Below are 17,670 nucleotides of genomic sequence, written 5' to 3'. Positions count from 1 at the left end.
CCCGCGATGGGCGCCGCCGTACGCACCGCGAGGGAGACGACCGAGCTCGTGCTGCTGGAGTGCGGTGTGGGTCTTCGCCATCCGAGTGTCGGACCGGCGCTGCTGATCCTGGCGGAGCTGGTCACCAACGCTGTCCGCCACGCCGCCGCGCTCTCCCCTACGCTCACCGTCACCTACGCCCACGGCCCGGGCGTGTTCGCGTTCGCTGTCCACGACCGCCACCCCTACCTGCCCGCCCTCTACGGGGCACTGGCCATCAAGCCGGGCAGCGGGCTGGCCACCGTGGTGGAGATGACTATGGAACTGGGCGGCACCGCCGTCGTGCGCCCGGACGCGGACGGTCGCGGCAAGAGCGTCTGGATCACCCTGCCCCTGTGAACACCGAGGAAGCGACGATGACGATCGAGTGGAACTACGCCGCGCACGAGGACCTGGCTGTCCTCTCCCTGGCCGGATACCTCGGCGCGGAGGCGACCGGCCGCTTCACCGGCGCGGTGGGCTGGGCCCTGGCCCGGGGCACCGGGCCCGTGATCCTGGACCTGACCGCCCTGCACGGCTGGTCGGCCGGCGGGCAGCTGGCCGTGGCCCAGGCCGCCCGCCTTCTGGCCGAACACGGGCGTCGCCTCGAACTCGCCGCGATCCCCGCCGACGGCTCCCTCGTCCCCGAGGCCACCGGACCCTCCATACCCGTCCACCCCGACCTGCCCGCAGCCCTGGCCGCACACCGCCAGATTCGCCAGCCCGACAGGCAGTGGAGCACCGGCAACTGGCCCGCCCGCCCCGTGGTCACGGCCAGCACTATCTGACCCGCCACCTCGCAACCAAGGAACACAGCCACATCATGAGCGACATCACCTTCAAGGACTCCAACGGCACCGTGCTCGAGGAGGGAGACTCCGTCACGCTGACCAAGGACCTCAAGGTCAAGGGCACCTCCGAGACCCTCAAGCGCGGCACCCTCGTCAAGAACATCCGCCTCACCTCCCGGCCCGGCGAGATCGAGTGCAACACCAAAAAGGTCAAGGGCCTGGTCCTGAAGAGCGAATTCGTCAAGAAGGCCTGACCCGGCCACAGAGGCCCGGGCCGAAGCGCCCTCAACGACGGGCTGTTCGGCCTGATCCGCTCCCGCGGGTATCCATCAGTTGCGAAAATCTGCAATTGTAGAGGTCGCAGGATGTTGACGGGGACGCTGGAGCAGGTCCCCTGGTGGAGAGTTTGGGTGGACGAGGTGCCAGGTACACGCGCGAAGAACACGGCCCGGGATGGCAGCGGCCCGGCCGGCGCCGCAGGAGCGCCGATGGTCACGCCGCTGTACCAGCTGAAGGCCGAGTTCTTCAAAACGCTCGGCCATCCGGCCCGGATCCGGGTGCTGGAGCTGTTGGCCGAGCGTGAGCAGGCGGTCGGCGAGTTGCTGGCCGAGGTCGGCATCGAAGCCGCTTCCCTGTCCCAGCAGCTCGCGGTGCTGCGCAAAGCCAACCTCGTGGCCACCCGCCGTGAGGGCTCCAACGTGTACTACCGGCTCACCAGCCCCGACGTCGCCGAACTCCTGCGCGTCGCCCGCGGCATCCTGTCCGGTCTCCTGCAGGGCCAGGCCGATCTCCTGGCCGACCTGCGCGCCACCAGCCGGAAATAGCCGGCCGGGCGCCCTCAGACGGCGGCCGTCTTCCGTAGTGCGGGGTTCACCCGGCGCTTCTGACACCGGGAGACGGCCGCTTCCCTCTTTCTTCGGGCCCCCAGCCCGCCGTGGAGTGCTTACAGGAGCCGGCCATCAGACTACGGCCGGTGAGCGAAGCGCGGCGGATGCCCAGGATCGCGCCCTGGCCCGAGCCCTCGCCCGTCAGCGGCAGCAGGCCCGGGCAGCGGACAAAACGCCCCGGTTCACGCTCCAGTGTGGCGATGCCCGTCACCGACACGCTCCGCGGCATGGGTCACCGAACCGGCCGACACCACGCGAGGCACCAAGCGGACGGCCGACGGAGCCAGCCGCGGGAACACCACCGCGCCACCCCGATCGCCGCGAGCATGCGGCACTCCTATTCGCCCGCGGCGCGGCGCCGCAGGTCGTCCCGGGCCGGCGGGGTCCGCGCCTTCGATGTCATGGCCGTGCCCTGCTCGGCGAATGCGGTTACTTCTGGGCGTGCTGGCCCAGATAGAACAGCAGCCAGATGAATCCGGCGAACACGTGCGTGCCGAAGATGTAGAAGAACGCGCGCAGCGCGACCCCTTTCTCCTTCCACTTCTCCGCATCCGCTCTCGCCGTCTCGGCGCGTTTGTCGTCGCTCATGACTGACTTGCTCCCTTCCCTGCCGCTGCGGCGTCCCGAGCGGTCGCCGGGCGGGCGTAGGGCCGGATGAGGATCGTGGCACCGACGGAGCCGGCCTGCTCGATGAGGTCCGCGACCTCGGCGGCCGCCACCCGGCAGGTCGCCGGATCGTCCCCGCCCAGATACGTGATCTCGTACATCTGCTCCTCCACTTCGTCGGTGCCGCTCACGATGCGCCGGTCACGGTGTTCCGGACGGCAGGATGAAGCGGACCAGCACCGTCTTCCCGCGCCCGTCGGGCGAGGGTTCGACGCCGACGTCGCCGCCGTGGGCCCGCGCCAGGTCCGCCACCGTGCGCAGCCCCTGTCCCGCGGACCGGTCGGCGAGCGTGACCGGGAGCGGGTCGAGGTCCCCGACGGCGACGACGAGCAGGTGATCGGTCATGGTCAGGGTGATCTCGGCCTCGGGGGATGCCGTGGCGTGGCGGGCGGCGTTGGCCACCAGCTCGCTGACCACCAAAAGCACCGCACCGCCGAGCGAGGATGCTCCTCCTACACCGAACAGCACCAGGGACCGTTCGGTGCGCTCGCGCGCGGCCCTCACCGAACCCGGCGCCAGCGGCACCGTCCAGGCATGGCGACGCTCCCGGACCAACTGCCGCCCGCTCGGATCGCGGCCCATTACCGGCCCGCCTGCGGCCGCGCCGCCAGATTCACCGGACACCCGGCTCATCAGCACCGATGCCGTGCTCCCGGGCCAGACGCGAAGCGTCCTCCAGCTCCTCGGCTGCCTGCGCCTCCTCGAAGGCGTCCTCGGCCTCCCGCGCAGCCTCCAGACGAACCCGCGCCACACGGACCCGCTCCAGCGCCGCACCCTCGAATCCGACCACACCGCAACCCCCCGTCCACCATCATGGAACTAGTAAATTGCATAACTCTGCAAGTCTAGCGTGGCCTGCCCCGCCCGCCAGTCTCTTTGACCGCCCACTCCCGGTCAGCCGACCCGGTGCGCCCACTGGCCGGCCAGTTCGTAGCGGGCCCCGACCACCGCCAGCTTCCCCGCCGCGATACGCCCCGCCATCTCGGACTGGGCGGCCAGCCGCGAGGCCACCCGGCGCACGTTCGCGGTGACCGCCGCGTCCACGCACGCGTCCCCCGTCAGCGTGCGATCGATCGACGGACGGATCTGCCCGGCCAGATACCGCAGAGGACCTGGCAGCTCACCCTGCCCCGTCTCGGCGTGGACGGCGGCGGCGACGGCCCCGCACGCCTGGTGCCCCAGGACCACCACCAGCGGAATCCCCAGCTCCAGCACCCCGTACGCGACGCTCCCCACCACCGCCTCGTCCAGGACTTCACCGGCCGAGCGGACCGTCAGCAGGTCACCGAGCCCCTGATCGAAGACCAGCTCCGGCGGAACGCGGGAATCCACGCAGCCCAGCACCACGGCGAACGGATGCTGGCCGCCCACCAGCTCCCTGCGCAACCCACCCGACTCGTCCGGATGCCGCTCACGCAGTGTCCGCCAGCGGCCGTTGCCCGCGGCCAGCTCCGCCCACGCGCCTTCCGGCGTCACGGGACGCCTGCGCACCCCGCCATCGGAACGCGTGGAGACGGCGCTGGAACCGGATACGAGCCCCGCCCCCAAGGCGACCGCACCCGTGAGGGCGAAGCGAGCGAGCCCGCGCCTCCCCAGCACCTTCCCGCCGCCTTCACCCTGGGCACTCACGCACATCACCCTAGGCGGGCACCAGGCCCGACGCCCGGGACCACGGGCCGCCTTGGCACTTCCTTGGCCAGGCCATGGCGAGAAAACACCCTCGAGCCAGTGGCCCCCGGCCGCGGCCTGCAGTCAGTGCCGCAGCCGTAACCGCGGCGGACACAGACACCACGCGACCTGATTCCCCGATACCCCGATACCCCGGGCAACGGTCCGCAGCGTACGGAATTCTGCAATTGTGGCGGTCACAGCGCGGCAGACGTCCGACAGCCGCCCGACGCCAGGATTGGGCCCACGCCGTGTCAGGACGCGCCAGCAAAGCGAACGAGGACGAGACCCCAGAGGTCAGCACTCCCCTCTACCAGTTGAAGGCAGAGTTCTTCAAAACCCTCGGCCACCCGGTACGCATCCGCGTCCTGGAACTCCTGAGCCAACGCGAACACGCAGTCTCCGAACTCCTCACCGAGGTAGGCGTGGAATCCGCGTCCCTGTCCCAGCAACTCGCCGTACTCCGCAGAGCCAACCTCGTCCACACCCGACGAGAGGGCGTCAGCGTCCACTACCGCCTCGCCAGCGACGAAGTCGCCGAGCTCCTGCGCGTGGCCCGCAGCATCCTCACCGGCGTCCTACAGGGCCAGGCCAGCCTGCTGGCCGACCTCACCGCCCACCCCCACCGATAACCCGCACACCCGCCCCGGACGCCAGTCCTCCGGCACCCTCCCGCGCTGCGGGACGGCCCGCCCCACTCCCTCCGCCCGATCACGCCAACCCCACCCGAACTTGCCGAATCCCCCACGGGCGGGGCCAGGCAATGAGTAGCGTCCCGGTGACAGCCCGCGCCCAGCGCGCACGCAGACACACCGGAAGGCGACATCATGGCCAACGTGGACACCGCCCTCAAGGACATCATGACCAGCGTCGAGGGGACCCTCGGAGCCGCAGTGGTCGACTACAACAGCGGAATGGCACTCGGCACCGCAGGCGGCGGACGCGACCTCGACCTCGCCGTGGCCGCAGCCGGCAACACCGACGTCATCCGCGCCAAGGTCCGCACGATGGAACACCTCGGACTCACCGACGCCATCGAGGACGTCCTGATCACCCTCGGCAACCAGTACCACCTCCTGCTCCTGTGCACCGGACGCGGCAAGGAAACCCTCTTCCTCTACCTCGTCCTCGACAAGCGCAACGCCAACCTGGCCATGGCCCGCCACCAGCTGCGGCGCATCGAAGCCGACCTCGAAATCTGAGCTCAGCCCTCTTTCCCACGCCCAAGAGTTGCAATTTTTCGCAACTATCCATGTCGGCATGTCTGGCAGTCTGCAGCTCCCTACGGCCCCGCCAGGGCCCCGGCCTCGACGAAGCACGACACTCGCCCCTGCGGCTGTATAGGGTCTCCGAAGCCTGAAGCTTCACCCGTTGAGGGCATCCAGCCGCAGGGGCGCCCACTGCTCCCCGCGCGTGGCGTGGGCAGCGGATTGGCGGACCCAAGGCGGGCCTCGGCGCCGCGACGGCGCCACCCCCGATGGTGCCGCGCGGTCAGGTGCCCGAGCGGCGTTGAGCAGCACCCGCTCGCGATCCTCCTCCAGCGTGAACCCGTGCCGCGCCGCAGAGACACAGCGAAGCGCCGGACGGGTCCCAGGACGGAGCAGGGCGCCAGCCTTGATCAACTTATGGACTTGGGCCTCGCGACCGGCTGGGGCCGGTAAATCGCGCCCAACAGAGGCGAGGGCGGACAGAGGCGAGAGCGGAGGGCCGCATGCTTCAACCCGCAATGGAGGCGCGCTACGAACTCTGCGCCGAGGTATCCGGGCCCCGTACACGCGGACGACGTGTCCGAGATTCTACGAGGTCGTCTCACGTGGCAAGTTTCGCGAGCTCCTTGTAGCAGGTCAGGGCAGCGGCCAAGGCGAGGAGTGCGAGCCCTTTCGTTCGTATCGGATGCTCAGGCGGCGGTAGCCGAAGAGCCAAGCGATCGACCGTTCGATCTTCCAGCGGTGCCGGCCGAGGCGTTCGCCGGACTCGATGCCTGGCCGCGCGATGCGCGCGACAAGCCCACGCTCGCGCAGCCAGATGAGGTGTTCGGCGGAGAAGTGCGCCTTGTCCGCGCGAAGTTTGGCAGGCCGGCGCCGTCGGGGCCCCCGGCCGGACCGGACGGCCGGGATGCCAAGGATGAGCGGCCTGAAGGCGAGGCTGTCGTGCATGTTCGCACCCGACACGGCGACGGCGAGCGGGATGCCCTGGGCATCGGACAAGACGGGCAGCTTGCTGCCCTTCTTGCCACGATCGCCCGGGGTGCGGGCCCGTCAGCGATCCCCCGTTGGCGCGAACGGAGGATGCGTCGACGATCGTCGAGGTCCAGTCCACCTCGCCCCGGACCCCGAGTTCGTCCAGCACCGCCCGATGCAGCCGACGCCACAGGCCGACCCCGGTCCATACCGTGAAGCGCCGATGCGCGGTGGCGGAGGACGTGCCGAACGTCGGCGGCAGATGCTGCCAGGCACAGCCGCTGGTCAGCACGTACGCCACTGCCGTGAACGGGCCAACCAGCTCCCAGAGTTCATCAGGAACCAGACGCTTCGACAGATCAGCGCTCACGACCGGCATCATGCCGTTCGAACATCACCTCATGTCCTGGAACAGCCCCTACGCGGTGGTTGGTGTGGCCATCCTGGCGGCTTGCTCGATCTTCGCGAAGTAGGCTGCGCGGGCTTCCTTGTCTATCGGCTGCTCGTGTTCGGCGCGCATCCCGGTCCGGCCGTCTACGCCCTCGCGCAGGATGTCGGCGTGCCCGGCATGCCGGATGGTCTCGCCGAGGACATGGACCATGATGGCGAACAGGTTCGTGTTCGTATAAGGCTCCGGCCACCAGGGCACGTGGCCGGGGGCATCGAGGGCAAGCTCGTCGATCGTCGCATCCGAGTGTTCCCACGTGCGCCGGTAGAACCCGACGATCTGACCACGCGTCTCGTTCTCGGCCGCCCATTGATCGCTGCCGTCGGAGTCCTGCCACCGGCAAAGCGGCTCCGGAGAAGGGCGGCCGAAGACCTCACCGAAGTACCTGGCCTCGACCGTGGCCACGTGTTTGACCAGGCCGAGGAGGTTGGTCCCGGTCGCCGTCAGAGGCCGGCGCGCGTCGTATTCGGACAAGCCGTCGAGCTTCCAGAGCAACGCCTCACGGTCCCGCCGCAGTCTCTTGTGCAGGTTGTCTTTCGCGAAATCATCGATCATGCGGCACGAGCCTGCCATGGGCTGCTCATAGTCTCAAGATCCCGTACGCGGTCCGCAACGACTGGCGGAGCCGTGGTCAGCTATGGTCACCGCCCCGCCTGCTGCAAGGAGCTCAGGAACCTGTCCACGTGCGACAACCTCTAAGCCGCTGGATCATTCCGGCGCTGTGAGGGCGAGCGCCTGGTCCTTTCGGGGCTGCGGCGGCTCGCCTGCGGTCGTCCGAGAGCGGCCCAGCGGGCTTCGTGCAGCGTCGGCGGCAGCCGGACCGGCCTGTCGGCGGCAGCCGGACCGGCCTTGGGCGGGCCGTCGGTTTCGGGGCGCACGGGAAATGCCGGATCGGCAGCCTGGGGTCAGGGTTGCTCTTGCGTGTCCTGTGATGCTGTGCCGAGGAGTGTCTGCAGCCGTTCGGTGGTGAGGATGCCTACGGCGAAGCCCTCCTCATCGACGACGGGCAGGACCGTCAGAGACCGTTCGCGCATGGCGGCGGCGGCCTCCGAGGCGGGCATGCCGGGGCGGGCGAACGGGCTGTGGTCGTGCGCGATGTCACGGACGCGGGTGTTCTCGGCGTACCAGGGTTTTGCCCCGAGGGCGGTGAGCTGGTCGCGGGTGACGATGCCGGCGCACCGGCCGGTGTCGTCACGGATGAGTACGTATTGGCTGTGGGATCCGCGCAGAACGTCGAGCGCCCTGTCGATGCTGGTGTGGTCACTGATCTGCAGGTCCGGCGGGATCATGGCGTCGGCGGCGGTGGGGCTCGTTGGAGGAGTGATCGTCGGCTCCAGGGGGTGGGGCACGCGGCGTCAGGCCGGGCGTGCAGGGGCGGGTGCGCTGACGGAGGGCGCTGCGGCCCGGAGGTCTTCGAGGAGTCCGGCCTGGCCGGCCAGGAGACCGCTGAGGATGCTGCGGGCTGCGGCCAGGAGGTCGGCGACCTGGGGTGTGGTGAGGCGGTAGAAGACCGCCGAGCCTTCCTTGCGGGTGGCGACCAGGTTCGCGCGGCGCAGGATGGCCAGCTGCTGGGAGAGGTGGGCGGCTTCGATGCCCACTTCGGGGAGCAGTTCGGCGACGGCGTGTTCGCGCTGACTGAGCAGTTCGAGTACGCGGATGCGCACCGGGTGGCCCAGGGTTTTGAAGAGGTCGGCCTTGAGCTGGTACAGAGGTGTGCTCATGGCCGCCGCCTCATGGGTTCGGGGACCGGTGCCGACGGTATGCGGCACCCGGCCGGGTGCGCCTTCCGTCGGCCGCGGACAAGAGATGATCGGTTGCCGACTTTATCAATGCACATCGCCCGCCGGGCGGGAGGCTTCTGCCCGGCTTCGCGCGTCGGAGGCCAGGTGGGCCACCGCGGAGGGAAGGTCCGGGTAGATCCGGATCACGGCCTCGCGCGCGGCGAGGAGTGGAGCGGGGCGCTCACGCAGACCGCACACGGCCAGCGAATCCCCGGCTGCTCGTACCACGGCGGCCTCGCCCTCTGTGCTCCAGCCGAGCAGGCCGGACATGTCGAGCACCAGCGGGCCCTTGCAACGGGAGCGCACCCAGTCCACCGCCCCCTCGAAGCGGTGTGCATCCTGACGGCCCAGGAAGCCGAAGAGCTGCAGCACCCCTACGCCGTCACACTCCGCTGAATCCCAGTACATGCTCACCACCGCCCCAGCCGGTGCCAGGCGCGCACCAAACCGGCCCGGTACAGCTTGCGGCGGGGGCCGGACTGTACGAGGCGGGAGCCTCCGCATCGCGAACAGTGCCTCTGGCCGTCCAGTGCGGAGGGGCGGCACAGCAGCCCGCACGCCGCACAGAGCAGCACCGGGGCCCTCTCTCCGCGAATCGGCGTGATACGCATGACCCCTCCTAGTGAGTTTACCAATTGCCAATCTTAGCAACTGATAATGTATGCAGCTAGTGGTTGCCGTGGGGGCCGGCGTCGGGGCACCCGCGTCCCGCCGCACGGCGGTGTCGCGAAGTGGGGCATTTTTCACGCGTGTTGCACCCGAGGAGTGTGGGTGGGCGCGCAGGGCACGGGAGGCGATTGATGGGCGAGCCGGAGCTCCGCCGTCGGGCGGCGCAATTGCGACGGGGCCGCGTGGAGGCTGACGAACAGGGCGACGCGTGGGCGGTGGCCCTGCACACCGTGGCTCTGGAGGACGTCGAACGCCTGGGACGCGAGCGAGGCATCGACCTGAGCGGCGAGGCGGACCCGAGCGCGGGGGTGCACGGATGATGAGCCGATCCCACCCGGACGGGGACCCAGCCCCGGCGACGCGGGCCTTGCCCCGTCCCATCGCACTCGGACCCGACGAGGGGCTGCCCCTGCTCGACATCCTGACCGCGGGGCGCTTGATCCACGACGAGCCGGGACTGCCCGCGGTACGTGTCCTGCGCCACTGCCGCGACTTCGGGTATCTCGTCGTACGCGTCCAGCTCACTGGCCCGCCCGCGGTGTTCCGGTGTCCCGGCCGCCTCACCTACCAGACCGAATGGGTCGACCCGCAGGACCACACCGGCTGGACCGTGACGGTCAGCGGCCCCGCGCAGCGCATCACCAACGGCTACCAGCAGGCCCGCTATCGCCTGATGCTGCACGCCGGACCGCAGACCTCCCATGAGCACCTCCTGCGGATCCGCCCGGACAACGTCACCGGATACCGCCTCACCCGCGCCCCGGCCTGAGCAGCCCAGGTCACCAGCCCGAATGTCCCGGATAAGGAGCCAGGCCCGCATGCCGCACAACAGCAGCAATCTTCAGATTCCCTCGCCCGGCAGACCCGGCCCGGCCTTCAGCCTCACCGCCCACGTGCAGCCGGCCGCGGCTACCGCAGCCGCGGCGCTCATCGCCTCCGTCGCCGGGGCCGTCATGACCGAGACGGACCACGACCCCGGTGTCGGCCTCGACCGGATCAGCGCCGACACAGACGGGCCTGAGACCCTGCTGCGGCTGTGCACCCTGCTGCGGGACCGTCTCGGCACAGCCCTGATCCACCTGGGTGATCCCGCCCTGGACGCTGCCGCCACGGGCAAGATCACCCAACGGCTGTGCGTGCCCGCCGGCACCCCTCGCGAGAGGGCGCTCCTGGACACCGAAGCCGACCACCGCGTCATCCAGCATCTGCTCCTCAATCCCGGCAGCGTCGACTCCTGCACCGGCCGGCGCCACCGCATCGCACTGCTCTCCAACGCCTCCGCCGTCGCCGATCTGGGCCCCCTGCCCGCCGCCGTGGTCCTGCCGGCCCTGGAGTCCGCCGCCGCCCACCTGCGCAGGACCACCGGCCTGGACATCTATCCCCTGCCGATCGACGCTGACACACCCGAGGACTTCGCTGCCACGGCCGCCGCGCTGGCTCCCGGCTTCGCGGCGCTGTGCCTGTCGCACACTCACCCCGCCTACGTCGGCGCGGTCCGCGCCACCCTGGAGCACACCGACACACCGGTCGTGGACACCACCAGCCACGCCCACGCGGTCGCCGTCACCGCTGCCGCCCTCAACGCTCTTCGCCACAAGGCGATCCCCACCGGCGAGGCGCGCGTGACCCTCACCGGCGCTCATCGCGGCGGAGACCTGTCCGGCCTGCTCACGGCTGCCGGCATCAGGACCCTGACCCTGCATCAAAGCGGAGCGCCGCTGGTGGACCCGGCCGGCCCCGCCGACCTCCTGATCGACCTGACCGGCGTCCCCGCCCCTCGGGACGGAACGCCCGTGCTGCGCGCCTGCCCTCAGCATCTGCCCCCGCTGGGTGCAACGGCCTCTCGCGCTCACCCCCTCCACGCTCTGCCCGCCCTGCTGTCCGCCGCGGCACGCACCCGGCGGCTCACCCCGCACAGTCTCCTGGCCGCTGCCTTCGCACTGGCTGAGCTGGCGGGGCCGGACCGGCTGCTGCCCTCCGTCGACGAACCCGGGCTCACCCAGGCCCTGGCAAGCGCCCTGATCCGCGACTCCGCCCATCCCACCGATTCTCAATCCTGACCGCGGGACACCACCGCCGCGTCCGAAACCATCCTGCTCCTGCGGCACGCGGACACCTGTGTACGTCAGGGCCCGCGGGCCCTGACGGCCGCGATCCTCGTCACTGCCCAAGCCCACGCCACTGGCGGGCGCGGAACGCGGCAGGTCAGAGCGCGCCCATGCAACGGCTGCCGCGCCGACCGCCCACCGGAGCCCACAAGGCCCGGCCCTCCGCAATCTCCCAGCCATGAGGTGAACCACATGCAGGTAAACCAGTCCAGCAAGCTCGCAGGAGTCTGCTACGACATCCGCGGACCGGTACTCGAGGAGGCGACGCGCCTGGAAAACGAGGGCCACCGCATTCTGAAGCTCCACACCGGCAACCCCGCCGCATTCGGCTTCGAAGCGCCCACGGAGATCCTCCGGGAAATCACCGGCAACCTGGCCAGCGCACACGGCTACGGCGACGCCAAAGGACTGCCCTCAGCCCGCCGGGCCATCACCGACTACTACCTGCAGCGCGGCGTGACCGGCCTGACAGCCGAAGACATCTACCTGGGCAACGGAGCCTCCGAGCTGATCCAGATGTCCATGCAGGCCCTGCTCGACAACGGCGACGAAGTACTGATCCCCGCACCCGACTACCCCCTCTGGACCGCATCGGTCTCGCTGGCCGGCGGCACAGCCGTGCACTACCGCTGCGACGAACAGGCCGGCTGGTTCCCCGACCTCGCCGACATCGAAGCCAAGATCACTCCTCGCACCCGGGCCCTGGTCCTGATCAATCCGAACAACCCCACCGGCGCCGTCTACTCCACTGCCCTGTTGCACGGCCTCATGGAGATCGCCCGCCGCCACCAGCTGATCGTCTGCTCGGACGAGATCTACGACAAAATCCTGTACGACGGCCTGGCCCACACCTGCACCGCCTCCCTCGCCCCCGACCTGCTGTGCCTGACGTTCAACGGCTTGTCCAAGGCCTACCGGGTAGCTGGATACCGCTCCGGCTGGATGGCCGTCTCCGGCCCGAAAGCCCACGCCACCAGCTACATCGAGGGCCTCAACATCCTCGCCAACATGCGCCTGTGCGCCAGCATGCCCGCCCAGTACGCCATCAACGCCGCACTCGGCGGCCCGCAGTCCATCAACGACCTGCTCCTGCCCGATGGACGGCTGACCCAGCAGCGCGACACTGCCTGGAAGCTGCTCAACGACATCCCCGGCGTCTCGTGCGTCAAGCCCCAAGGCGCGCTGTACGCCTTCCCCCGCCTCGACCGCACGGTCCACAAGATCAACGATGACGCGCGGTTGGTACTCGACCTCCTCAGAGCCCAGCACCTCCTCATCGTCCAAGGCACCGGCTTCAACTGGCCCGAACCCGACCACTTCCGCCTCGTCACCCTGCCCCGCGCCGAGGAGCTCACCGACGCGGTCACCCGTATCGCAACCTTCCTCGACGGATACAGCCAGCACTGACCCCGCCACACCACCTGGAACATGCGCAGAAATCAGCAATGGCTGAACTCCGCAAGTCGCTAAATAGTGTTGGGGTCATGCCCGCGCTGTGCGGGCGGGCATGCCCCCAGTCCTTGCAGTACAGGGGCGGGCGAATCTGGCCATATCGCCTGGTGGGTGCGGCCGTTTACTACGCGTCGGCCAGCCCTCAGGTGGCCCAGTTGATGTCGGTGGCCCGGGCGACCGCGTCCCAGGACGACAGCTACATCGACGGCCCGCTTGGTCGTGATCGCGACCTGCTCGACGCCAAGCGTGATCGAGTGCCGGGCGGTGGGCTGTTCGTCGCGGAAGGCGAAGAGGCCGCCCGGATGAGAAGGTCCCGTGCATGCCCGCCCGTGCCCTGCGGTACGGGAGCTGTGGGCATCTCCGCGTTTGCGTGCTCGTGCCCAGCTGGTCGGGCTCTGACACGTCCCCGGTGTGTGAGCATGGCGCTGGCGCAGCGCGCAGCTGGTCATACGTACCAACCTCGAACGTCGCCCGAACGGGTGACTCTCGTGGCCGGCCAACCCAGGGCTCCGATGTCTCAGACTTCCGCACAGCAGACTCGAAGTGGCGCCACCATCAGCAGATGTTCAGCCCAGAGACTGCGGCTCTACGAATGTCTCATGAGACATCTGCATCGCGGAGAAATCGGTCCGCCAGCAGATCTGCCCGCCCGAGCTGCAGGCCCGCGCCCAGCAGACCTCTACCTGGCTGGTCTCCGGCAGCCGGCCCTTCGCCGCACTGGCCGCGGGCGCCCTGGCCTCCGCCACGAACGTGCGGACGGTCCTGCTGGCCGGAGCACTCGTCCTCGCCGTGCCCGCGCTCATCCTGTGGCGCTCGCCGGTGGCCCGCCTCACCACCATGCCGGTCTCCGCCTCCACGCCGCCCTCCGACACCACTCGTTCCCGATCCTGAGGAGCCCCAGATGACCGCCCTGTCCACCGAGCCGCAAGGCACCGCTGCACTCCTGGTCAACTCCGCCGGCCAGTACCTGCTGCATCTCAGGGACGCCAACAAGCCGCACATCTGCGACCCGGGCACCTGGTCCATCCCCGGCGGGAACCGCGAGGGCGAGGAAACCTGCCGCCAGGCCGTCGAGCGCGAACTGTTCGAGGAGACGGGCCTGAGGGTGCCGCTGGAGCCCCTCACCGTCGTCAGCTCACACGGCCCCACCGGCGAGAAGGGCCACATCCAGGTTTACCTCGGTACCTGGGACGGCGACGACAGCACCCTGCCGTGCCCCGAGGGCATCATGTACCGGTGGTTCGCCGCTGAGACCACGGCCTGGCTGACGATGTGCCCGTGGACGGCCGAGGTCATCGCCCTGCACCAGAAGACCGCCCCGGTACCGGCACCCCGGGCAGGCGGGCCCGCGCGGGTCGGGGGAAGCCGGGCCCGGCTGAACGTGGTCGGAGTCCACCTCTACCTCCAACGCAAAGACGGAAAGATCCTCCTGGGGCTCCGCCATCCCGACGTCGCGTTCGCAGGCGGCCATTTCCACGCCCTCGCCGGGCACTTGGAGACCGAGGGCGCCATGGCCGGGCTAATCCGGGAGGCCGCGGAGGAAGCCGGCCTCATCATCGCGCCGGAGGATCTCGAGCTCGTCCACACCGTGCACATGCTCGACGAGGGCGACGACTCCGACGGGCAGCCGAGGATCGGGCTCTTCTTCCGCGCCCGCACGTGGTCCGGAACGCCCGAGGTGCGCGAGCCGGACAGGTGCCTGGAGTGGGTCTGGGCCGACCCGGCCCAGCTTCCGAAACCCATGGTCAGGTACACGGAGATCGCGATCGAGGCGATCGGCCGCGGCGAGACGTACACCGAACTCGGCTGGGCCTGACCCCCACGCCGCACCATCCCGTTCCCGGATGCCGAGGAGGCACCCGCCCATGCCCGAACACCCCCTTGCCGACGGGCTCACCGCCGCCCTACCCCGCCAAAACCCCGACCCCGACCCGGATCCGGCGGCGGCCCGGGCCGCGATGGTCGCCCGCCTCGAAGACGAAGACGCCCTGCACCCAGGACCCGTGCGTGACGTGTTGCTGGAGCTCGCGCGCGAGGTGCTGATGCAGCAGGCGTACGTACGGCGCACCGCGGACGACGTGACCCCGCCAGAGTGGACGCTCCTGGACTGGGCGCGGCCGGCGGACCGGGCCGAGCTCCTCGACATCCTGCACTGCGGGGAAAGCGTCCTGACCCAGCACGACGACGAGCCGATCTTGGGCCGTGAGGCCGGTACGTGGCGGAAGGGCGGCGAGATCACCTCGCTCTCCAGCGGCATGACCATGACCGCGGGCCTCATGGAACAGCTCGGCCTTCAGCCAGGCATGCGGGTCCTGAACCTTGGCACCGGGCCGGGTGTGACGTGCGCGATCACCTCGATTATCTGCGGCGCGCAGTATGTGGTCTCCCTGGACAGCAGCGCACACGTCACCGAGGCCACGCGCGTGCACCTGGCCCGGCTCGGGCTGCATCCGACGCTGGTCACGGGCCAGGGCGAGGACGGCTGGCCGGACTTGGCTCCGTACGACCGCATCTTCGCCTCGTACGCGGTCCCCGCCATCCCGGCGGCCTGGCTGGAGCAGCTTGCTCCCAACGGTCTCGCGCTGGCCCACCTCACCTCCGGGTCCCCGTCCTGGCCCGCTCTCGCGGTCATCACCAAGACCACCCTCGGCACCATCGCGGGAGAGCTGCGGCCAGCACGCTACGGGCACCGGGCCGGACACGGCCTGCCCCGCCTCTACCTGACCAAGCCGTTCCGGGACCGGATCGACGCCCGCGAGGGCGCCGCCGTCACCCGCAGCAGGCAGGAAGCGCCGGCGAGCACCGAGCGGGGCTTCTGGGTCGCGTACGACGCCCTGCACCCCGGAGCAGTCCGCCGCGGCGGGGTCGAACATCTCGTCATCGGAGCACCGGCCTGCGGATCCTGGATGATCGCCGAACCCGCCACCAACGGCGCGTGGACGGTCCGCAGTTGCGGACCGCGGAACATCTGGGCCGAGATCCAGGACACCGCCACCCGCTGGCGGGCCGCCGGATCCCCCGACTCCTACCAGCTCCACCTCGACACCGATGGCACGCAATGGGTCAGTACCCGCACCGGCGCCGGGTCCGGACTGCTGTCCTGGCCACTGCCCGTCGCCGTACCTCCGGCACCGCGGCAGAGCACGGCACCGGACACCAAGGAACGATCGGACCAGGAGATGACCGCATGACCCTCCTCCCCTCCAGCGAGCCCCGCACCGGTGGCTGCGTGTGCGGCAACATCCGGTTCACGGTCACCGGCCCGCCAGATTTCCCCCACACCTGCAGCTGCCGGGACTGCAAGAAGCGCGGCGGGGCCCCGATGATGACGTGGGTCGCGTTCCCCCTCGAAGGCTTCGAATGGACCGGAGAGGGAGGCGAGCCCACCTGGTACGACACGTACCCGGGCAAGACCAAGCGCGGATTCTGCGGTACCTGCGGCACCCACGTCGCGGCCTACGACTACGGCGACACCTGGATGGGCGTCACCATTCCGGCGCTCGACGAGCCCGATGGTGAGGGCCTTACTCCCGTCAACCAGTCCTGCCGTGACGAGGCGGTGCCCTGGCTCGGTCAAGTTCCCGACACGCGCTCCACCCAGGCCGCGCAGTGAGCGGGGTTCCCCGGCACACCGTGCCGGTCGACGTCCACCTCATCCTGCGCCGCGACGGCAAGGCTGGCCCCGAGGTCCTGCTGTCGCGCCGTGCAGGCCCTGTGTATGCGACAGGGCTCTACCACTGTCCGTCGGGACATCTCGATCCGGAGGAGGACATGGTCGAGGCCGTCATTCGGGAGGCCTGTGAGGAAACTGGTGTCCTCATCGACCCCGAGGACGTCACGCTGGCAGTGACCGTGCACCACAGTCCTCCGGTCGGTGCCGGGAGCCGCTTCGGGATGTTCTTCGAGGTCCGCCGGTGGTCGGGGCAGCCGGAGGTGAGGGAGCCGGACCTGTGCGACGACATGGGCTGGTATCCGCTGGAGGGCGAGTTGCCCGAGCCGATGGTGGCGTACTGCCGGGCCGGCCTGGATGCCTACCGTGCCGGGCTGCCCGCTGCCGTCCACTTTCAGGAACCGGGCGACCCGATCTCCTACGCCACGGAGGGCCCCGACCGCACCCTCCTCGTGCCCGGCCCCCCGGTGGACGGCCCCGGGCTCCCACACCACCTGCGGGTGTTCGCCGAGCGGGCCGTGGGCCGGATCACCGGAGCCGAAGACGTTTCCTGGGTACGGACCGGGAGCAGGGTCTGGCGGATCACCGGCGCAGGCGGCGGCACTTGGTACCTCAAGCGGCACCGGGGCGCCAAGTTCCATGACCGGGAGGTGGCCGCGCTCCGGTTCTGGGCGGGGGTTCTCGGCGCGAAGGCCCCGCGGCTGGTCGCAGTCGACACCCCGGCGAGGGCCGTGGTAATCACCGCGCTCACCGGTCGGCCTCTGCACGGCACGGCCCTGGAGCCGGCGGCCGAGGCGCAGGTCCAGCACGGTTTGGGCCAGCTCGTTGCCGCCCTGCACCGTGCCACCCCCACACAGCCCGCTGGCCCCTCCCCGGCCCTGGGCAAGGTAGAGCGGCATCTGAAAGCTGCCGGACCGTACCTGGCCGTCGGCGACGAAGCCCTGGTCCTCGCCCTGGCCCGCGCGTACGCGGACCTGCCCGCGGCTTCCGCAGTGCCGACACACGGGGATCTGCAGTACCGCAACGTCCTGATCGGAGAAGACGGCGGGCCGCGACTGCTGGATTTCGAGCGCTCCGAATACGCCAGCGCCACCAGGGACATGGTGCGGCTCTCCGATACCTGGACCGGCAGAGACGACCTGAAGGCCGCATTCCTGAGCGGATACGGCCGGCAGCTCGACCCGGACGAGGAACTCCGTCTGGACTGCGAGGCGGCCTTCGACGCGGTCTCCGGCATCGCCTACGGCATGGCCCACGGCGACCCCGAGGTCACCGAACGCGGCCGCCGCACCCTGCTGCGCCTCCACACCGCCCGCCGCAGCTGACCCCGCC

General features: G+C 70.1%; 24 protein-coding genes and 1 pseudogene. 15 read left to right on the top strand and 10 right to left on the bottom strand.

Annotated elements, in window-relative coordinates:
* Window positions 1-6 precede the first annotated feature (6 nt).
* The 4 genes from OG764_RS30740 to OG764_RS30725 all read left to right on the top strand — a co-directional run bounded on the left by OG764_RS30740 (window position 7) and on the right by OG764_RS30725 (window position 1,633).
* A complete protein-coding gene (locus OG764_RS30740) occupies window positions 7-378 on the top strand; it encodes an ATP-binding protein (RefSeq protein ID WP_051763608.1) in 372 nt (123 codons plus the stop codon).
* A gap of 17 nt (window positions 379-395) precedes the next feature.
* A complete protein-coding gene (locus OG764_RS30735; protein WP_033224106.1) occupies window positions 396-806 on the top strand; it encodes an STAS domain-containing protein in 411 nt (136 codons plus the stop codon).
* A 35-nt stretch (window positions 807-841) separates the two neighbouring features.
* Entirely contained in the window at window positions 842-1,063 is a 222-nt protein-coding gene (locus OG764_RS30730; protein ID WP_033224089.1) for an alkylphosphonate utilization protein, read from the top strand.
* Window positions 1,064-1,297: 234 nt separating this feature from the next.
* The gene (locus OG764_RS30725) at window positions 1,298-1,633 is read left to right on the top strand and encodes an ArsR/SmtB family transcription factor (RefSeq protein WP_008736311.1); all 336 of its coding nucleotides are present in this window, start codon (window positions 1,298-1,300) and stop codon (window positions 1,631-1,633) included.
* A 492-nt stretch (window positions 1,634-2,125) separates the two neighbouring features.
* Here OG764_RS30725 and OG764_RS30720 read toward each other — a convergent pair whose 3' ends face one another.
* From OG764_RS30720 to OG764_RS30700, 5 genes are all read right to left on the bottom strand, one after another.
* On the bottom strand, window positions 2,126-2,284 hold the full coding sequence (locus tag OG764_RS30720; RefSeq protein WP_008736308.1) for a DUF6126 family protein: 159 nt from the start codon (window positions 2,282-2,284) through the stop codon (window positions 2,126-2,128).
* Window positions 2,281-2,493 carry a hypothetical protein gene (locus OG764_RS30715; protein ID WP_202198300.1) on the bottom strand — a complete coding sequence of 71 codons (213 nt, stop codon included), beginning with the start codon at window positions 2,491-2,493 and terminating at the stop codon, window positions 2,281-2,283. Before OG764_RS30715 ends, OG764_RS30720 begins: the two co-directional genes overlap by 4 nt.
* Before the next feature lie 10 nt (window positions 2,494-2,503).
* A complete protein-coding gene (locus OG764_RS30710; protein ID WP_266354734.1) occupies window positions 2,504-2,944 on the bottom strand; it encodes an ATP-binding protein in 441 nt (146 codons plus the stop codon).
* Between the two features lie 31 nt (window positions 2,945-2,975).
* Window positions 2,976-3,152: a hypothetical protein gene (locus OG764_RS30705; RefSeq protein WP_158711911.1), complete on the bottom strand. Its 177-nt coding sequence runs from the start codon at window positions 3,150-3,152 to the stop codon at window positions 2,976-2,978.
* 104 nt (window positions 3,153-3,256) lie between these two features.
* Complete coding sequence (locus OG764_RS30700; RefSeq protein ID WP_202198302.1) at window positions 3,257-3,997, bottom strand: carbonic anhydrase; 741 nt, start codon at window positions 3,995-3,997, stop codon at window positions 3,257-3,259.
* A 284-nt stretch (window positions 3,998-4,281) separates the two neighbouring features.
* Here OG764_RS30700 and OG764_RS30695 point away from each other — a divergent pair, with 284 nt between their 5' ends.
* Together OG764_RS30695 and OG764_RS30690 are read left to right on the top strand one after the other, a co-directional pair.
* The gene (locus OG764_RS30695) at window positions 4,282-4,662 is read left to right on the top strand and encodes an ArsR/SmtB family transcription factor (RefSeq protein WP_202198303.1); all 381 of its coding nucleotides are present in this window, start codon (window positions 4,282-4,284) and stop codon (window positions 4,660-4,662) included.
* Between the two features lie 195 nt (window positions 4,663-4,857).
* Window positions 4,858-5,232, top strand: coding sequence for a hypothetical protein (locus tag OG764_RS30690; RefSeq protein ID WP_202198304.1), 375 nt, complete (start codon window positions 4,858-4,860; stop codon window positions 5,230-5,232).
* Between the two features lie 607 nt (window positions 5,233-5,839).
* On the opposite strand, the pseudogene OG764_RS30685 reads toward OG764_RS30690, so the two are convergent.
* From OG764_RS30685 to OG764_RS30665, 5 genes and pseudogenes are all read right to left on the bottom strand, one after another.
* Window positions 5,840-6,580 (bottom strand): annotated as a pseudogene (locus OG764_RS30685) (IS5 family transposase).
* Between the two features lie 48 nt (window positions 6,581-6,628).
* Entirely contained in the window at window positions 6,629-7,213 is a 585-nt protein-coding gene (locus OG764_RS30680) for a DinB family protein (RefSeq protein ID WP_202198305.1), read from the bottom strand.
* 350 nt (window positions 7,214-7,563) lie between these two features.
* Complete coding sequence (locus OG764_RS30675) at window positions 7,564-8,007, bottom strand: CBS domain-containing protein (RefSeq protein WP_051762664.1); 444 nt, start codon at window positions 8,005-8,007, stop codon at window positions 7,564-7,566.
* A gap of 6 nt (window positions 8,008-8,013) precedes the next feature.
* Window positions 8,014-8,379, bottom strand: coding sequence for an ArsR/SmtB family transcription factor (locus OG764_RS30670; protein WP_033215673.1), 366 nt, complete (start codon window positions 8,377-8,379; stop codon window positions 8,014-8,016).
* A gap of 105 nt (window positions 8,380-8,484) precedes the next feature.
* Entirely contained in the window at window positions 8,485-8,847 is a 363-nt protein-coding gene (locus tag OG764_RS30665) for a hypothetical protein (protein ID WP_033215671.1), read from the bottom strand.
* A 443-nt stretch (window positions 8,848-9,290) separates the two neighbouring features.
* Between OG764_RS30665 and OG764_RS30660 the strand changes: the two genes are divergently transcribed.
* The 9 genes from OG764_RS30660 to OG764_RS30620 all read left to right on the top strand — a co-directional run bounded on the left by OG764_RS30660 (window position 9,291) and on the right by OG764_RS30620 (window position 17,663).
* Complete coding sequence (locus tag OG764_RS30660) at window positions 9,291-9,428, top strand: hypothetical protein (protein ID WP_158711739.1); 138 nt, start codon at window positions 9,291-9,293, stop codon at window positions 9,426-9,428.
* A 47-nt stretch (window positions 9,429-9,475) separates the two neighbouring features.
* A complete protein-coding gene (locus tag OG764_RS30655) occupies window positions 9,476-9,877 on the top strand; it encodes a pyridoxamine 5'-phosphate oxidase family protein (protein WP_051762659.1) in 402 nt (133 codons plus the stop codon).
* Window positions 9,878-9,926: 49 nt separating this feature from the next.
* Complete coding sequence (locus tag OG764_RS30650) at window positions 9,927-11,168, top strand: hypothetical protein (protein ID WP_051762657.1); 1,242 nt, start codon at window positions 9,927-9,929, stop codon at window positions 11,166-11,168.
* Between the two features lie 240 nt (window positions 11,169-11,408).
* Window positions 11,409-12,623 (top strand): pyridoxal phosphate-dependent aminotransferase, encoded by a 1,215-nt coding sequence (locus OG764_RS30645; protein ID WP_033215667.1) that lies wholly within the window; start codon window positions 11,409-11,411, stop codon window positions 12,621-12,623.
* A gap of 795 nt (window positions 12,624-13,418) precedes the next feature.
* Window positions 13,419-13,559 (top strand): hypothetical protein, encoded by a 141-nt coding sequence (locus OG764_RS30640; RefSeq protein ID WP_328971579.1) that lies wholly within the window; start codon window positions 13,419-13,421, stop codon window positions 13,557-13,559.
* Between the two features lie 10 nt (window positions 13,560-13,569).
* Complete coding sequence (locus OG764_RS30635) at window positions 13,570-14,484, top strand: NUDIX hydrolase (RefSeq protein ID WP_328971578.1); 915 nt, start codon at window positions 13,570-13,572, stop codon at window positions 14,482-14,484.
* A 49-nt stretch (window positions 14,485-14,533) separates the two neighbouring features.
* A complete protein-coding gene (locus OG764_RS30630) occupies window positions 14,534-15,859 on the top strand; it encodes a protein-L-isoaspartate O-methyltransferase family protein (RefSeq protein WP_328971577.1) in 1,326 nt (441 codons plus the stop codon).
* Window positions 15,856-16,281 (top strand): GFA family protein, encoded by a 426-nt coding sequence (locus OG764_RS30625; protein WP_328971576.1) that lies wholly within the window; start codon window positions 15,856-15,858, stop codon window positions 16,279-16,281. Before OG764_RS30630 ends, OG764_RS30625 begins: the two co-directional genes overlap by 4 nt.
* Window positions 16,278-17,663, top strand: a complete 1,386-nt coding sequence (locus tag OG764_RS30620) for a phosphotransferase (RefSeq protein WP_328971575.1) — start codon at window positions 16,278-16,280, stop codon at window positions 17,661-17,663. The genes OG764_RS30625 and OG764_RS30620 overlap by 4 nt, the downstream gene beginning before the upstream one ends.
* Window positions 17,664-17,670: the final 7 nt, after the last annotated feature.

It is taken from the genome of Streptomyces sp. NBC_00239, assembly GCF_036194065.1.
GTDB lineage: Bacteria > Actinomycetota > Actinomycetes > Streptomycetales > Streptomycetaceae > Streptomyces.
This window is presented reverse-complemented; position numbering and strand designations above follow the sequence as displayed.

Excerpts from the sequence above, each read along its gene's own strand:
- OG764_RS30740 (WP_051763608.1), top strand. The coding sequence starts at position 7 with ATGGGCGCCGCCGTACGCACCGCGAGGGAGACGACCGAGCTCGTGCTG.
- OG764_RS30735 (WP_033224106.1), top strand. The coding sequence starts at position 396 with ATGACGATCGAGTGGAACTACGCCGCGCACGAGGACCTGGCTGTCCTC.
- OG764_RS30730 (WP_033224089.1), top strand. The coding sequence starts at position 842 with ATGAGCGACATCACCTTCAAGGACTCCAACGGCACCGTGCTCGAGGAG.
- OG764_RS30725 (WP_008736311.1), top strand. The coding sequence starts at position 1,298 with ATGGTCACGCCGCTGTACCAGCTGAAGGCCGAGTTCTTCAAAACGCTC.
- OG764_RS30720 (WP_008736308.1), bottom strand. The coding sequence starts at position 2,284 with ATGAGCGACGACAAACGCGCCGAGACGGCGAGAGCGGATGCGGAGAAG.
- OG764_RS30710 (WP_266354734.1), bottom strand. The coding sequence starts at position 2,944 with ATGGGCCGCGATCCGAGCGGGCGGCAGTTGGTCCGGGAGCGTCGCCAT.
- OG764_RS30700 (WP_202198302.1), bottom strand. The coding sequence starts at position 3,997 with ATGTGCGTGAGTGCCCAGGGTGAAGGCGGCGGGAAGGTGCTGGGGAGG.
- OG764_RS30690 (WP_202198304.1), top strand. The coding sequence starts at position 4,858 with ATGGCCAACGTGGACACCGCCCTCAAGGACATCATGACCAGCGTCGAG.
- OG764_RS30680 (WP_202198305.1), bottom strand. The coding sequence starts at position 7,213 with ATGATCGATGATTTCGCGAAAGACAACCTGCACAAGAGACTGCGGCGG.
- OG764_RS30670 (WP_033215673.1), bottom strand. The coding sequence starts at position 8,379 with ATGAGCACACCTCTGTACCAGCTCAAGGCCGACCTCTTCAAAACCCTG.
- OG764_RS30665 (WP_033215671.1), bottom strand. The coding sequence starts at position 8,847 with ATGTACTGGGATTCAGCGGAGTGTGACGGCGTAGGGGTGCTGCAGCTC.
- OG764_RS30650 (WP_051762657.1), top strand. The coding sequence starts at position 9,927 with ATGCCGCACAACAGCAGCAATCTTCAGATTCCCTCGCCCGGCAGACCC.
- OG764_RS30645 (WP_033215667.1), top strand. The coding sequence starts at position 11,409 with ATGCAGGTAAACCAGTCCAGCAAGCTCGCAGGAGTCTGCTACGACATC.
- OG764_RS30635 (WP_328971578.1), top strand. The coding sequence starts at position 13,570 with ATGACCGCCCTGTCCACCGAGCCGCAAGGCACCGCTGCACTCCTGGTC.
- OG764_RS30630 (WP_328971577.1), top strand. The coding sequence starts at position 14,534 with ATGCCCGAACACCCCCTTGCCGACGGGCTCACCGCCGCCCTACCCCGC.
- OG764_RS30625 (WP_328971576.1), top strand. The coding sequence starts at position 15,856 with ATGACCCTCCTCCCCTCCAGCGAGCCCCGCACCGGTGGCTGCGTGTGC.